Source organism: Burkholderia catarinensis (genome assembly GCF_001883705.2).
Classification (GTDB): Bacteria; Pseudomonadota; Gammaproteobacteria; order Burkholderiales; family Burkholderiaceae; genus Burkholderia; species Burkholderia catarinensis.
Genome location: NZ_MDEQ02000010.1, coordinates 133358 through 148726, shown reverse-complemented (window position 1 = coordinate 148726; position 15369 = coordinate 133358). Strand labels below are relative to the sequence as shown.

Sequence of the window (15369 nt, the reverse complement as noted above, 5' to 3'; positions counted from 1 at the left end):
GGCGGGCGTGCGGCCTTTTCTTTTGAGCCGGTGATTGGGGTAAGCAAGCGTGGCGCTGTCACGCGGAACTTGCAAAATATTGTGAAATCGCGCCTGGGGCCTGAACCGAGCGGCGACAGGCCGGTCGAACGTCGCTTGATGCCGCGTGCGACGCGGCCGTTCGCTGCACCCAACCCATCACAGGATTGCCGTCATGTCCCACGCTGTTGCCGTCGCGCTGTTTCTTCATCTGCTGGCCGTCGCCGTGTGGGTGGGCGGGATGGTCTTCGCGCACTTTTGCCTGCGACCGGCGCTGTCCGACCTGTCGCCGCAGCTTCGATTGCCGCTGATCGAAGGCGTGTTCGGCCGCTTCTTCAACTGGGTATCGGGTTCCGTGATCGTGATCCTGCTGTCCGGCGGCTTCCTGCTCGTGGAATTCGGCGGCGCGCACGCGACGTGGTCGCTGCACGCGATGGCCGGGCTCGGCGTCGTGATGATGCTGATCTTCGGGCACATCCGGTTCGCGTTGTTCCCGCGCATCCGCCGCGCGGTGCAGGCGCAGAACTGGCCGGACGGCGCGCGCGCGGTGAACGCGGTGCGCCTGCTCGTCGTCGTGAATCTCGTGCTCGGTGTCGTCACGATCGGCGCGGCCGTGTTGTCGCGCGGTTTCTGACCTTCCTGCGTCGGCCGGCCGGCACCCGGCCGCCGGCGCGTCGGCACGCGTCGCTACGCGGCCAGCATCGCGTCGAGCAGCCATGAGCCGGCGGGGCCGAGCGGCCGGTTGCGCGACCATACGGCATCCACCCGCACGCGGCGCGGCCAGCCGCGCGCCCGCAGTTCGCACAGGCGATCGCGCGCGAAGTGGTCGACCATCCAGCGCGGCAGTTCTGCCCAGCCGAACCCCAGCACGGCCATCTCCAGCAGCATCAGGTAGCTCGGCGCCAGCCAGTGCTGCGTGCCGACGACGATCCGGTCGTCGGCGCTGCGGCCTTCCGTTTTCACATAGGTATTGAGGCGCAGCTCGCGCACGTCGCGCAGCGCCGCGTGCGGCACTTCGGCGTCGCCGTATTCGGCGAGCGCGTGCGTGCATCCGACGAACAGCCCGATCTCCGATTCCTCCGCCACCGTCGCCGCGCCGATATCGGCCGGGTAGGCCGCGCGCGCGGCCATCAGCCCGAGCTGCGCGCGACCCTGCTGGATCAGGTCGAGCACGTCCTCGTGCTCGGCGATCTGGCATTCGAGCTCGAGCGCCGGAAAGCGCCGTTCGAGCGCCATCAGCGTTTCCTCGTAGCGCTTCGACTGGTAGGTATCTGACACGACGAGCGTCAGCCGCGCTTCCTCGCCGCGCGCGAGCCGCGCGGCCGTGCGGTCGATTGCCGCGCCGGCCTCGAGCGTGCGCTGTACCTGTGGCAGCAGCGCACGTCCGGCATCGGTCAGCGTCGGCGCGCGCGTCGAGCGGTCGAACAACTGCACGCCGAGATCGATCTCGAGGTTCGCGATCGCCTCCGACACGGTCGACTGGCGCTTGCCGAGCTTGCGCGCGGCGGCCGTGAACGAACCGAGCAGCGCGGCTTCGGCGAACGCGAGCAGGGCTTCGGGGGCGTGGCGCATGCGGTGCTCCTAGCGGTGTTATATCGGTAAAACCGATGATATCAAACTGGATTCATACGGTTAAGCCGATCAAAATGGCCGGCATGAACGAAGTAGACGAATCGGAGGGAATCATGAAACAGATGAACAAAACGGTGACGGAACGGCTGCTGCATGCACTGACGTTCGAGCTGGTCGCGATCGCGCTGTGCGCGCCGATCGGCGCGTGGTTGCTCGACATGCCGGTGTCGCACGTCGGCGTGCTGACGTTGATGGTGTCGCTGATCGCGATGGCGTGGAACATGACCTTCAATACGCTGTTCGACCGCTTCGAGCGCCGCGCGGGGTTGTCGCGCACGCTCGGCATGCGGATCGCGCATGCGGTCGTGTTCGAGCTCGGCCTCGTCGCGATGGTGGTGCCGGTTGCCGCGTGGTGGCTGAACGTAAGCCTCGTCGAGGCGCTGCTGCTCGACCTCGGCATCGTGCTGTTCTTCCTGCCTTACACGTTCTGCTTCAACCTCGCGTACGACGCGCTGCGCGCCCGCTGGATGGCACGCCGGGTCGCGGTGCAGGCAGGTTGAGGACGGTTAGAGCCGGTTGAGCCCGGCAGGGCAGCGGCGGCCCGTCAGCGTGAGGCGGCCAGCAGCCATATGCCGCACGCAATCGCGACCGCGCCGTAGACGGCATAGACGGGCACCTTGAAGCGCGCGAAGCACAGCGTCGCGAAGGCGCCCGTCAGCCAGTAAACGAGGTCGGCCGGCTCGCGATGCAGGATCTTCACGACGGCGACGACGAGAAACCCCGTCGTCGCCGCGCGCAGCAGGCGCATCCCGTACTCGAAGCGCGAATGGCGCTTGAGCCGGAACAGGTGGTTCTGCGCAAACACGACGAGGCACCCCGACGGAATGAACAGCGCGGCCGTGGCGAGCAGCGCGCCGACCCAGCCGTCGGTCAGGTAGCCGAGAAACGGCACGACATTCAGCAATGGCCCCGGCGCCACGGGCGACAGTGCGAACGCAAGCGTGAAGTCGTGATCGGAGATACCCGTTGCCGGCGTGACGAACAGCGTCTTGAGCACGGGCAGCGCGGAAAAGCCGCCGCCGAACAGCGTCATGCCGGCGCCTGCGAGGCGCGGCCACAGCAGCGTCGCCTGGTAATCGCCGGGCAGCGGCATCGCGAACAGCGTGACGAGCACGCCGAGCAGCACGAGCAGGTTGCGGTCGCGTTTGGACAGCGTGAAATCGACTGCGTCGCGTTGCGACGGCCCCATGAGCCAGCCCGCCGCAAACGCAGCGAAAAGAATGCCGACGAAAGCGGCTGGATTGTGCGCGAAACCGAGCAGAATCGTCGACAGCGCGGCGATCGACTGTTCGAGCCGCGTGCGAGCGAGCGAGCGCACCTGCTTGACCCACGTGACGCCGATCAGCGCGGCGAGCACCATCCCGAAGTGATTGATCAGCATCGGCGCGGCAAGCGAGCGCACGAGCGGCGTGCGGTAGAAGATCGCGAACAGCGTCATCAGGATGGAGAACGGCAGCACGCTCGCGATGCCGGCGACCCACGCGCCGGCGCGGCCGTGCAGCGTCTGGCCGACCTGCACCGCAACATTGCAGCCGACGGGGCCCGGCACGAGCCATGCGAGCGCGACGAGATCGCCGAATACATGCGGTTCGATGCGCTGCAGCCGTTCCACGTAGTGGCGTTCGAGTTGCGCCATCATCGAAAGCCCGCCCCACGAGACCGCCGAAATGCTGGCGACGACCTTGAACAACGCCCACAGGGACGCCTGTGCCTGTTCGACACGAGTGGTCGCTTCGACTTCGATGGTTGTCATGATGGTGCTGTTGGCGCAGGGCCTGATTTCTCTCGTATGGACGTACCGGCTGCCCGCCGATGCGTTGGCCCTCCCAATTGTCCGCCGCGCACCATGACACTGCCATGCGCGAAAACGCTAGTTAATGAACTAAACAATTGGTTCGGAAGACGCAATAATTGCGGCGGCGCGCCATGCCCGCCGCGGTGCGCTCAGGCACCGGTGCTGCCCGTCGCGCGGTGCGCGACGACGTTCGGATGGTCGCCGCGCACGCCGAAGCGCGCGATCAGCGCGGGAATCGCGTCGGCCGGCACCGGGCGCGAGAACAGGAAGCCCTGCGCCTCGATCTCGCCGAGCGCGGACAGCCACGTGATCTGCTCCTCGGTTTCCGTGCCTTCGACGACGACGGTCAGGCCGAGCGAGCGCGCGAGATGCACGATCGACGACACCATCACGCACACGCTGCGATCGTTCGGGATCGCCTGCACGAACGAGCGGTCGACCTTCAGCGTGTCGACGGAGAAGCGGTGCAGGTACGACAGCGACGAATAGCCGGTGCCGAAATCGTCGAGCGCGATCCGGATGCCGAGCTTCTTCAGCGCGACGATCTTCTCGGACACGAGTTCCGGATATTCCATCATCGCGGTTTCAGTGATCTCGAGTTCGAGCCGGCTCGCGTCGATGCCAGTTTCCTGCAGCGTGCGCGAGATCGTCTCGATCAGGTCGCCGCGCCAGAACTGCACGGGCGAGATGTTGACCGCGAGCGTCAGCGTGTCGTGGCCCTCGTCGCGCCAGCGCGCGATCTGCTGGCACGCGGTGCGGATCACGAAGTCGCCGATCGGCACGATCAGGCCCGTTGATTCGGCGATCGAAATGAATTCGTTCGCCGAGATGATCCCGTGCTCGGGGTGATCCCAGCGCGCAAGTGCCTCGAAGCCGGTGATATGGCGGTGCGTGAGGTCGATCTTCGGCTGGTACGCGAGGAACAGTTGCCCCTCGGCGAGCGCGACGCGCAATTGCTGTTCCCAGCGCATCAGGTGGTCGGCACGATGCGACAGGTGCGGCGCATAGAACTGGTAGCAGTTCTTGCCGGCATCCTTCGCGCTGTACATCGCGAGGTCGGCCTTCTTCAGCAGGTCGATCTCGCTTTCGTTCGCGACGCTGTGCAGCGCGATGCCGATGCTTGCATGCAGCACGAACGAGCTGCCGCGCACGTCGAACGGTTCGCCGAACATCCGGATGACCGCTTCCGCGAGCCGCACCGCGCGCCGCTCGACGTCGTCGCCCTTCATCACGACGACGAACTCGTCGCCGCCGATGCGCGCGAGCGAGCCTTCGTCGCCGACCGCTTCGGACAGGCGCGACGCGGTCATCTGCAGCACGATGTCGCCGGCGTTGTGGCCGAGCGTGTCGTTGACGGTCTTGAAGTTGTCGAGATCGATGAACAGCAGGCCGAGCCGCGACAGGCTCGCCGGCATCGACACGTCGTTGCGCAGCCCGCGCAGCGTCGCATAGCGGTTCGCGAGACCGGTGAGCAGGTCGTATTCCGCGAGTTGCGTCATTTCGCGCTCGCGGCCGAGCAGCTTGCCGATCAGGCCCGTCGCGACGCCGAAGAACGCGAGCATCGCGAGCGTGATGAAGCTCGTCATCAGCAGGTAGACGTTGCGCGTGTGGGCGTAGTCCGCGAACTCTTCCGTCTGCGAGAGCCCGACCATCACCGCGAGCGGGTAGCCGTCGAGGTGGCGGTACGACACGATGCGCGTCACGCCGTCGATCGGGTCGATGATCGTGCCCGTCACGCGCTCGGCGATCGGGTACACGCCCGATGCCGAAAACGCGCCCGGCGCGTTGCTGAGCGAGCCCGTGCGCCGTGCGAGCACCGTGCCCGTGTCGGACACGACCGCGATCACGCCTTCCTTGCCGATCGCCACGTTGTTGTAGAAGTCGTTCGTGAAGTAGCTCGGGTCTTCCGACACGACGACGATGCCCGCGAAGCTGCCGTCCGGGTTGTTCAGGCGCCGCGTCATCTGCAGCGTCCAGTGGCTCGACACGCGGCCGAGTACGGGCTTGCTGATGAAGAGGCGGTCGTCGTTGTGCGAGAGGTGGATCTTGAAGTGCTCGCGATCGGACAGGTTGATCGGCTGCGGATGAAGCTCGGCCGTGTTGGCGAACAGGATGCCCTTCGCGTTGACGAGCGACACCTGGATCAGCGTGTCGCTCGGCACGACGCCTTTCTCGACGGCGCTCGCGAGGTTGAAGCGCGCGGGCGACTTCTCGAACTCGAACTTGACGAAGCGGGTGATCTGGTCGACCTGGTGGATCGCCTTGACGGTATGCTGCTCGAGCGCGGAGGACAGGATCGCCGCGGACGCTGCCGCCTCCTTGTACGCACTGTCCCTTTCGACCGACAGACGCGCGATGATCACGGCCCACAGCAGTGCAAGCGCCAGCATCCCGAGCAGCGGGATCGCGAACAGCGCGCGCCGGCGCGATTTGCGCGGCGTGCGAAGTGGCCGGGTCGGCGGCGTGTGGTTGGACCGGGCGGAGCTCATCGAAGAGGGCGGCGTCCTGCTCGCGTGCGCCATCCGTCAGGATGGTCGGCTATGGTTGATGTCGCCCCGGCGTCTGTTCGTCCGCGGGATGCGCAATCATGGACAGACCTCCGAAACAGCGGATTAGGCCCGATATTACTGGCTGGAACGTTTTTGCGATAGTTGGGCGAATCGCAGGGGCGCCGGACGGGCCGGCGCCATCGCACATCGCGAAATGTCAGGCAGGCGACCGGAAGGTGCCGTCGACGACCGTGACGACATGGCCGCCGATCCACGTCGTGCCGTCTTCGTCGTAGCTGACGAAGATGCGGCCGTCGCGGCCGATCGCCGTGCCCTGGCGGGCCGTATACGACTGGCCGGGGCGGCGTTCCTGCCGCGTCAGCAGCCCGGCGAGCGCCGCGTTGGCGCTGCCCGTGACCGGGTCCTCGCCGACGCCGAAGTTGCCGCCCGTCATCAGGCAGCGGATTTCGAACGTCGCGGGGCCGCCTTCGGCGTGCGGCGCGTAGACCGCGACGCCGTCCGTGCCGTAGCGGTGCGTGATCGCTTCCAGCGCGACGGGGTCGGGCGACAGGCCGATGCACGCGTCGGCCGACGTCAGCCGCACGACGAGCCACGGCGCGCCGTTGTCGACCGCGCACGGTTCGGCATCCGGATCGATCGCGTCGCTGCGCAACGCGGCAGCCAGCACCGCGTAGTCCGAACGGTCGAGCGGCGTGACGCGGGCCGGCGGCGCGGCGAACGCCCAGCCGTCGGCCTGCTCGCGCAGCGCGACCCGGCCGACCCCGCACTGCTGGATCAGCCGGCCCGGCGTGCGCGGCCGCGCGCCGCTTTCCAGGAACGCGTGCGCGGTGCCGAGCGTCGGGTGGCCGGCGAACGGCAGTTCGCCGGCCGGCGTGAAGATCCGGACGCGGTAGTCGGCTTCCGGATCGGTCGGCGTGCACACGAAAGTCGTTTCCGACAGGTTCGTCCAGCGGGCGATCTCGAGCATCTCGTCGTCGCCGAGCGAATCGGCGTCGAACACCACGGCGAGCGCATTGCCCTTGAACGGCACCGACGTGAACACGTCGACCTGCTTGAAGCGGACGAGATGACCGGACATCGCGGTGCGCCCGTTAGGCGACTTCGGCGATCAGCTCGATCTCGACGCACGCGCCGAGCGGGATCTGCGCGACGCCGAATGCCGAACGCGCGTGCTTGCCCGCGTCACCGAACACTTCGGCGATCAGCTCCGACGCGCCGTTCGTCACGAGGTGCTGTTCGGTGAAGTCGAGCGTCGAGTTGACGAGGCTCATCAGCTTGACGATGCGCGTGACCTTGTTCAGGTCGCCGGTGTGCGTGTGCAGCGTCGCGAGCAGGTCGATCGCGATCGAGCGGGCGGCCGCCTTGCCGTCTTCCGTCTGAAGATCGGCGCCGAGCTTGCCGGCCCAGACCTTGCCGTCCTTCTTCGCGATGTGGCCCGACAGGTAGACCGTGTTGCCGCTTTGCGCGCTCATCACGTAGGCGGCGGCCGGTGCGCCGGCGGTCGGGAGCTCGATACCGAGCGACTTCAGTTTGTCGTAGACGTTAGCCATGCGTTCGATTCCTCGTAGAGAGTCGTGACAGGAAAAAGGGGATCAGAGGCGTTCACGCAGCAGCTTGCCGAGCCGTGCGACGCCTTCCTCGATCTTCTCGGGCGGCACCGTCACGAACGACAGGCGCAGCGTGTTCTGCTGCGCGTTCTCCGCGAAGAACGGCGCGCCCGGCACGAAGGCGACGTGGTTGTCGACGGCCGCGGCGAGCAGCTTCATGCTGTCGATCTGCGCGGGCAGGTTCACCCAGATGAACATCCCGCCTTCCGGGCGGTTCCACGTGACGCCTTCCGGCATGTGGCGCGTGAGCGACGCGAGCATCGCGTCGCATTGCGCGCTGTACAGCTCGCGGATCGTCGGGATGTGCTCGTCGAGGAAACCGTCCTTGATCACTTCGTGCGCGATGCGCTGCGTGAGCGTCGGCGTGTGCAGGTCGGTGGCCTGCTTGGCCTGCACGAGCTTGAAGTGGAGCTCCTCGGGCGCAATGATGTAGCCGATCCGCAGGCCGGGCGCGAGCACCTTCGAGAACGTGCCGAGATGCACGACGTGGTCGGGCGCCATCGACAGCATCGTCGGCAGCGGCTCGCCGCGGTAGTTCAGCGCGCCGTACGGATCGTCTTCCAGCACCGGGAACGGGCTCGACTGCGCGAACGCGGCGAGCGCGCGGCGGCGCTCGACGGGCAGGCGGCGGCCGGTCGGGTTCTGGAAGTTCGGCTGCGCGTACAGGAGGCGCGCGCCTTGCGTGAGCTCCGGCGTGAGGCTTTCCGGCAGCAGGCCCTGCTCGTCGGTCGGCACCTGCACGTAGTGCGGCTCGTACAGCGAGAACGATTGCAGCGCGCCGAGGTAGGTCGGGGTTTCGACGAGGATCGGGCTGCCCGGATCGATGAGCGCCTTGCCGAGCAGGTCGAGCGCCTGCTGCGAGCCGGTCGTGATCAGCACCTGCGACACGCGCACGCTGTAGCGCTCGGCGATCCACTCGCGCAGCGGCAGGTAGCCTTCGGTCGCGCTGTACTGGAGCGCGGCGGCCGGCGCGTCGCGCAGCACGCGATCGGCGGCCGCGCGCATGCGCTCGGCCGGGAACGTCGCGGGGGCGGGCAGGCCGCCGGCGAACGAGATGACCTCGGGGCGTTCCGTGACCTTCAGGATCTCGCGGATCGCAGAGCTCGTCAGCTTGCGGGCGCGTTCGGAAAGCTGCCAGTGCGGCGGGTGCAGGTCGCTCGGATTCATAGTCTCCTCGTTCGGATATCGTGGTCAGTCAAGAAAGGTCGTTCGGGCGGATTGCCTCGACGCTGCCGGGTGGGCGTGCGCGAGCGCGATCGAGCCTTCGCGGCCGGGTGGGCATAACCGATCAGGCAAAACGGTCATTATGGCGCACCTGTTCAGCCGGCGCGAGCCGGTTGCGCGGTCGTGGCGACCGCCGAGCGGCGCCCGAGCATCACGGTGGCGATCACGGCGGCCGCGAACAGCCACGTCGACGACGTGACCGTCTCGCCGAACAGCAGCGCGGAAAATGCGATCGTGAAGAAAATCTGCAGCAGTTGCACCTGGCCCACGCGCGCGATGCCGCCCATTGCGAGCCCCGCATACCATGCGAAAAAGCCGATGAATTGCGAAAAGAGGGTCACGTAGCCGAACGCGAGCCACGTGCGCAGCGCAAGCGGGCCCGGGTGCGCTGCATGCTGCATCCAGGCGAGCCAGCCGACCGGCAGCACGAGGAACGGCGCGGACACGACGAGCGCCCAGCAGATCACCTGCCAGCCGCCGATCTGGCGCGCGAGGCGCGCGCCCTCCGCATAGCCGAGCGCGCCGATGCCGACCGCGACGAGCATCAGCGCGTCGCCGGCCTGCACGGTGCCGCCGCCGTCGCGCAGCGCGAACGCGATCACGAGCGCGCTGCCCGCCACCGCGCTGGCCCAGAACGCCTTCGACGGCCGCTCGTGCGACAGCCAGGCCGCGTACAGCGCGACGAACAGCGGCTGCAGCCCGTTGACGACCGCGCCGTGCGACGCGGGCACGGATTTCATCGCCCAGGCGGAGAACACCGGATACGCGATGATCACGCCGGCCGACGTGATCGCGAGGCTTTTCAGTTGCGCGCGGGTCGGCAGCGCCTCGCGGCGCCACCACAGCAGCAGGCCGGCCGGCACGGCGGCGGCGAGCGCGCGGCCGAGCCCGTTGAGCAGCGGATTGAGTTCGGACACGACGATGCGCGTCATCGGCAGCGTCAGGCTGAAGATCATCACGCCGATCAAGCCGAGCAGCATGCCCCGGGTTTCGCGCGAATTCATGTCTTGGGTGTCTCCGTATTGCAGGGTTGTTGTAATCGACGGGGCCGCGCGGTCAGCGCAGCGTGCGCGTGCCCTGCGACGTGTCGAATTCGGCGACCAGCGCGGGCGGGCCGTCGGTGGATTCGAGGTCGAGCAGGTGGGCGGCGCCGAGCCAGTCGAGCTGCTGGCGGATCGCATCCGCGTGCGGGTGGGCGCCCTTGAGCGACTTCAGCGCGACGCCGTCGCTCGGCAGCGATTCGGCCGGGTGGCTCGGGCTGTCCCACTGGATCAGCGACGGCACGAGGCCGTCGCCCGAACCCTGCCATGCGGGGAAGCTCCCGTCGTCGGGCACCGTGAGGCCCCAGCTCAGGTCGCCGCGCCGCATCGCGACGACGGGCGGAATGCGGGCCGGGTACTGGCTTTGCCACAGCGCGAGCTGGCGCGGGCGGTCGACGCGCGCGACCCAGTGCGCGAGAAACGGGCCCTGCGCGAGCCGTGCGTGCATCGCCGGATCGTCGAGCCCGAACAGCCGTGCGCGCGGCGGCTCCGCACCGTCGTGCGGGGCGGGCGCGTCGGGGTCGATCGCGATCACTTCGAGGTAGAGCCCGCCCCATGCGCCGAACAGCGCATTGTGGGTCCGCATCAGCGGGTGCCGGCCGCCGCCGGCCGGTTCGATGCCGAGCGCGTCGGCGACATGGCGCACGCCGTCGTCGAGTGTGCGCGCGGCGATCACGAGATGGTCGAGTGTCAGGGAACGGGCTGGCATGAACGTCGGTCGGGAAGCGAAAGTGTCATGGTGGGCGGGCGACGCGCCGGGCGGTGGCCGGACCGGCCGGTGCACGGGCCGCGACGCAGGCCGGCAGGCGCGGCGCCCGGTGCGGCAGCGCCGGAACGGCGGCCGCACGGTCGCCATTCCGGTCAACTGTAATCGTCGCTACCGGCACAGTAACGGTACAATCGGCGCGATAGCCTTCGGTACAGTTGGAGCTGCCGCCCATGTCCACCGTCTCACTCGCCCAGATTCCCGCGCCGCACGATACGGCCACGCTCACGCTCGTCGACCAGCTCGTCCAGTGGGCACGGCGGCGTATTGACGAACGCGTGTTCCGTCCCGGCATGCGGATGCCGTCGATCCGCAAGCTCGCGCTCGACAAGAGCGTGTCGCGCTTCACCGTCGTCGAGGCGTACGAGCGCCTCGTCGCGCAGGGCTACCTCGACTCGCGGCGCGGCTCGGGCTTCTACGTGCGCGAGCGCACGGCCGCCGGCCCGCAGCCGGCCGACAACGTGGCGCGCGTGGCCGAGGCCGCGCCCGTGCACAACACGATCGACGTCGTCTGGCTGCTGCGCAACATGCTGCATACCGTCAGCCCGGAAAAAGGCCCCGGCCTCGGCTACCTGCCGGGCCGCTGGCTCGACGGCGAGCTGATCACCGGCGCGCTGCGCGCGCTTGGGCGCCAGTCCGGAGCGCAGATGCTCGGCTTCGGCACCGCGCAGGGCTTCCTGCCGCTGCGCCAGCAACTGCAGACGCGCCTCGCCGAAGTCGAGATCGGTGCGAAGCCCGAACAGATCGTGCTGGTCTCGGGGATCACGCAGGCGATCGACCTGATCTCGCGGATCTACATGCGGCCCGGCGATGCGGTGATCGTCGGCGATCCCGCGTGGTTCCAGATGTTCGGCCGCTTCGCGTCGCAGGGCGCGCAGCTCGTCGGGATGCCGTACACGCCGGAGGGCCCCGATCTCGACGCGCTCGAGACGCTGGTGCAGATGTGGCGGCCGAAGATGCTCGTGATCAACTCGGTACTGCAGAACCCGACCGGCACGTCGCTGTCGGCCGCGCAGGCGTTCCGGATCCTGAAGCTCGCGGAGGCGTACGACTTCCTCGTCGTCGAGGACGACGTGTACGGCGACCTGTGCCCGCCGAGCTATCCGGCCACGCGGCTCGCGAGCCTCGATCAGCTCAAGCGCGTGATCTATCTCGGCAGCTATTCGAAGACGCTCGCGGCGAACCTGCGGGTGGGCTATGTCGCGTGCGCGCCGGAGATCGCGAAGGCGATCACCGACCAGAAGATGCTGGTCGGGATGGCGACGCCCGAGCTCAACGAGCGCGTGCTGTACAAGATCCTGACGGAAGGGCATTACCGGCGCCACGTCGAGCGGCTGCGCGCGCGGCTCGATGGCGTGCGCGACAAGACCGCGCGGATGCTCGAGCGCACCGGGCTCGGGCTTTTCACGATGCCGGCGGCCGGGATGTTCCTGTGGGCCGACACGGGCGTCGATTCGGACGCGCTCGCGGCGGTCGCGCACGAGGCCGGCTTTCTGCTGACGCCGGGCAGCCTGTTCTCGCCGCAGCAATCGCCGTCGACGTGGATGCGCTTCAACGTCGCGAACTGCGGCGATCCGGCGCTGCCGGGGCTGCTCGCCGGCTATATCGACTCGGCCGTGCGGCGCGCGTCGTGACGCGGCGCGGCACGCCGGCCCTTGAAATCGCATGCGCCGTCCCCAGATACGCGCGCAAACCGCATGCGCCAGGCGGTCGTCCTTCACGGGCATGCCGGCATCGCGCGCCGGGCGCCTGCGGCACACCTTTCCAGTTCAAGTAAGAGGAAACAGTATCCATGGCACACGAAACGATGAGCTTTCAGGCAGAGGTCAAGCAACTCCTCCACCTGATGATCCATTCGCTCTACAGCAACAAGGAAATCTTCCTGCGCGAACTGGTGTCGAACGCGTCCGACGCGGCCGACAAGCTGCGTTTCGAAGGGCTCGCGGACAACGCGCTGTACGAGAACGATCCGAACCTGCGCATCCGCATCGGCTACGACAAGGCCGCGCGCACGATCACGATCGACGACAACGGCATCGGCATGAGCCGCGACGAGGCGATCGCGAACCTCGGTACGATCGCGCGTTCGGGCACCAAGGAATTCTTCACGAAGCTGTCCGGCGACCAGCAGAAGGATGCGGCGCTGATCGGCCAGTTCGGCGTCGGTTTCTACTCGGGCTTCATCGTTGCCGACAAGATCACCGTCGAGACGCGCCGCGCGGGCCTGCCGGCGAATGAAGCCGTGCGCTGGGAAAGCGCGGGCGAGGGCGATTTCACGATCGACGCGATCGAGCGCGCGCAGCGCGGCACGACGATCACGCTGCACCTGCGCGAAGGCGAGGACGAGCTGCTGTCGTCGCACCGCCTGCAGTCGATCATCCAGAAATACTCCGACCACATCGCGCTGCCGATCCTGATGCAGAAGGAAGAATGGGATCAGGAAAAGGGCGAGATGGTCCTGAAGGACGAGGACGAGACCGTCAACCAGGCGAGCGCGCTGTGGACGCGCTCGAAGAGCGACATCACCGACGAGCAGTACACGCAGTTCTACCAGCACATCGCGCACGACCATCAGGATCCGCTCACGTGGACGCATAACCGCGTCGAGGGTCGCAGCGAATACACGCAACTGCTGTTCGTGCCGTCGCACGCACCGTTCGACCTGTGGAACCGCGACTATCGCGGCGGCCTGAAGCTGTACGTGAAGCGCGTGTTCATCATGGACGACGCCGAGCAACTGCTGCCGCAATACCTGCGCTTCGTGAAGGGCGTCGTCGATTCGGCCGACCTGCCGCTGAACGTGTCGCGCGAGATCCTGCAGGAAAGCCGCGACGTGAAGGCGATCCGCGAAGGCGTGACGAAGCGCGCGCTGTCGATGCTCGAAGAGCTCGCGAACGCGGAAGAGGATGCCGGCAAGGAGAAGTACAAGACGTTCTGGGGCGCGTTCGGCCAGGTGCTGAAGGAAGGCCTCGGCGAGGATCACGCGAACCGCGAGCGCATCGCGAAGCTGCTGCGCTTCGCGTCGACGCACGGCGACACCGATGCACAGGACGTGTCGCTCGCCGACTACGTGTCGCGCATGAAGCCCGAGCAGACCAAGATCTACTATGTGACGGGCGACGCGTGGCAGGCCGCGAAGAACAGCCCGCATCTCGAAGTGTTCCGCAAGAAGGGTGTCGAGGTGCTGCTGCTGACCGATCGCGTCGACGAATGGATGCTGTCGTTCCTGCAGGAATTCGACGGCAAGCCGCTCGCGAGCGTGGCGCGCGGCGATCTCGATCTCGGCGAGCTGAACGACGAGGAGAAGAAGGCGCAGGAACAAGCGGGCGAGGCGGTCAAGCCTGTCGTCGAGAAGATGAAGGAAGCGCTCGGCGACAAGGTGAAGGAAGTGCGCGTCACGTTCCGCCTGACCGATTCGCCGTCGTGCCTCGTCGCGGACGACAACGACATGAGCGGCTACCTGCAGCGGATGCTGAAGGCGGCCGGCCAGAACGCGCCGGCGATGCAGCCGATCCTCGAGATCAACCCCGAGCACGCGCTCGTCAAGCAGTTGAACGCCGACAGCGCCGATTTCGGCGACTGGTGCCATCTGCTGTTCGATCAGGCGCTGCTGGCCGAAGGCGGCATGCTCGACGATCCGGCGAGCTTCGTGAAGCGGACCAACGCGCTGCTGCTGTCGCGCGCCGCGTGAACGTACGCATGCGATTCGACGGCGGTCAGGCCGGCTGGCGCGAGGCGCCGCGGCCCGGCTGCACGCTCGACCAGCGCGACTGGCTGACGCGCGGCGGATCGCTGACCGCGCACCTCGCGCGGCTCGGCCGCGTGAGCGTGCGCGTGACGCGCGAGGCCGTCGACCGTTCGTGGTTCGACGAGCCGCACGCGCTCGCCAGTTCGCCGCGTGCGCCGATGTGGGTGCGCGAGGTGATCCTGTCGGTCGACGGCACGCCGTACGTCGCCGCGCACAGCATCGCGCCGCTCGCGGCCAGCAAGGGTGTGTGGCAGGCAATGCGGCGGCTGCGCACGCGGCCGCTCGCGGAGCTGCTGTACAGCGATCCGCAAGTCGAGCGCTCGGCGCTCGTCAGCCGGCGCGTGATCGCCGGTCATCCGCTGTATGCGCTCGCAAGCCATGCGCTCGACGGCGCGCGTGCGCCGCATGCGTTCGCCGCGCGGCGCTCGGTGTTCCAGCGTCACGGCAAGCCGTTGATGGTCACCGAGTGCATGCTGCCGGCGCTGTGGCAGCATCTCGACGCGCACGGCGACGGGCCGCGCTCGGGCGGCCCGGGCGGGGGCGCGTGATGCTGCAGGGCTTCGGGCCGGTGGTCGGGCCGAATACGCATACGATGATCCTCGGCAGCTTTCCGGGCGAGGCATCGCTCGGTGCCGCGCAGTACTACGCGCATCCGCGCAACCAGTTCTGGCGGCTGCTCGGCACGGTGCTCGGCGAGCCCGCGCTGCACGAGCTTGCGTACGACGCGCGGCTCGAGCGCGTGTTGAAGCACGGCATCGGCATCTGGGATGTCCTCGATGCATGCCATCGCGAAGGCAGTCTCGATTCTGCGATCCGGCATGCGAAGCCGAACGACTTCGCGTCGTTGCGCGAGCATGCGCCGTTGCTGAAGAAGGTGTGTTTCAACGGGAAGACGGCGGGGCGCTTTGCCGACGTGATCGGCCAGGCCGGGTACGAGACGCTTGTGCTGCCTTCGTCGAGCCCGGCAAATGCGATGCTGTCGTTCGAGCAGAAGCTGGAACGCTGGCGTCAAATTATTCCTTGACCGAC

Annotated in this window: 14 protein-coding genes; 6 read left to right on the top strand and 8 right to left on the bottom strand. The window is 67.8% G+C overall.

Going from position 1 to position 15369, the window contains the following annotated elements; translation table 11 throughout:
• The first annotated feature begins 193 nt into the window (after positions 1-193).
• Entirely contained in the window at positions 194-652 is a 459-nt protein-coding gene (locus BFF94_RS18055) for a CopD family protein (protein ID WP_128847253.1), read from the top strand.
• Positions 653-705: 53 nt separating this feature from the next.
• Here BFF94_RS18055 and BFF94_RS18050 read toward each other — a convergent pair whose 3' ends face one another.
• On the bottom strand, positions 706-1590 hold the full coding sequence (locus tag BFF94_RS18050) for a LysR family transcriptional regulator (protein ID WP_219139616.1): 885 nt from the start codon (positions 1588-1590) through the stop codon (positions 706-708).
• A 113-nt stretch (positions 1591-1703) separates the two neighbouring features.
• Here BFF94_RS18050 and BFF94_RS18045 point away from each other — a divergent pair, with 113 nt between their 5' ends.
• Positions 1704-2150: a multidrug/biocide efflux PACE transporter gene (locus tag BFF94_RS18045; protein ID WP_128847250.1), complete on the top strand. Its 447-nt coding sequence runs from the start codon at positions 1704-1706 to the stop codon at positions 2148-2150.
• Positions 2151-2194: 44 nt separating this feature from the next.
• Here BFF94_RS18045 and BFF94_RS18040 read toward each other — a convergent pair whose 3' ends face one another.
• The 7 genes from BFF94_RS18040 to BFF94_RS18010 form a co-directional block, all read right to left on the bottom strand.
• Positions 2195-3403 carry a chromate transporter gene (locus tag BFF94_RS18040; protein WP_128847247.1) on the bottom strand — a complete coding sequence of 403 codons (1209 nt, stop codon included), beginning with the start codon at positions 3401-3403 and terminating at the stop codon, positions 2195-2197.
• A gap of 191 nt (positions 3404-3594) precedes the next feature.
• The gene (locus BFF94_RS18035; protein ID WP_219139615.1) at positions 3595-5934 is read right to left on the bottom strand and encodes a bifunctional diguanylate cyclase/phosphodiesterase; all 2340 of its coding nucleotides are present in this window, start codon (positions 5932-5934) and stop codon (positions 3595-3597) included.
• A 217-nt stretch (positions 5935-6151) separates the two neighbouring features.
• Positions 6152-7033, bottom strand: coding sequence for a PhzF family phenazine biosynthesis protein (locus BFF94_RS18030; protein WP_219139614.1), 882 nt, complete (start codon positions 7031-7033; stop codon positions 6152-6154).
• A gap of 13 nt (positions 7034-7046) precedes the next feature.
• Complete coding sequence (locus BFF94_RS18025; RefSeq protein WP_128847239.1) at positions 7047-7505, bottom strand: RidA family protein; 459 nt, start codon at positions 7503-7505, stop codon at positions 7047-7049.
• A gap of 42 nt (positions 7506-7547) precedes the next feature.
• On the bottom strand, positions 7548-8729 hold the full coding sequence (locus BFF94_RS18020) for an aminotransferase-like domain-containing protein (RefSeq protein WP_219139613.1): 1182 nt from the start codon (positions 8727-8729) through the stop codon (positions 7548-7550).
• 152 nt (positions 8730-8881) lie between these two features.
• Entirely contained in the window at positions 8882-9790 is a 909-nt protein-coding gene (locus tag BFF94_RS18015) for a DMT family transporter (RefSeq protein WP_219139612.1), read from the bottom strand.
• Positions 9791-9842: 52 nt separating this feature from the next.
• Complete coding sequence (locus BFF94_RS18010) at positions 9843-10535, bottom strand: VOC family protein (protein ID WP_219139611.1); 693 nt, start codon at positions 10533-10535, stop codon at positions 9843-9845.
• Positions 10536-10765: 230 nt separating this feature from the next.
• Here BFF94_RS18010 and BFF94_RS18005 point away from each other — a divergent pair, with 230 nt between their 5' ends.
• The 4 genes from BFF94_RS18005 (at position 10766) to BFF94_RS17990 (ending at position 15364) form a co-directional block, all read left to right on the top strand.
• Positions 10766-12226, top strand: a complete 1461-nt coding sequence (locus BFF94_RS18005; protein ID WP_128847797.1) for an aminotransferase-like domain-containing protein — start codon at positions 10766-10768, stop codon at positions 12224-12226.
• A 158-nt stretch (positions 12227-12384) separates the two neighbouring features.
• Positions 12385-14283, top strand: a complete 1899-nt coding sequence (gene htpG, locus BFF94_RS18000) for a molecular chaperone HtpG (RefSeq protein ID WP_128847795.1) — start codon at positions 12385-12387, stop codon at positions 14281-14283.
• Between the two features lie 8 nt (positions 14284-14291).
• A complete protein-coding gene (locus tag BFF94_RS17995) occupies positions 14292-14888 on the top strand; it encodes a chorismate--pyruvate lyase family protein (RefSeq protein ID WP_219139610.1) in 597 nt (198 codons plus the stop codon).
• Positions 14888-15364 (top strand): DNA-deoxyinosine glycosylase, encoded by a 477-nt coding sequence (locus BFF94_RS17990; protein ID WP_128842781.1) that lies wholly within the window; start codon positions 14888-14890, stop codon positions 15362-15364. Before BFF94_RS17995 ends, BFF94_RS17990 begins: the two co-directional genes overlap by 1 nt.
• The last annotated feature ends 5 nt before the right edge of the window (positions 15365-15369 follow it).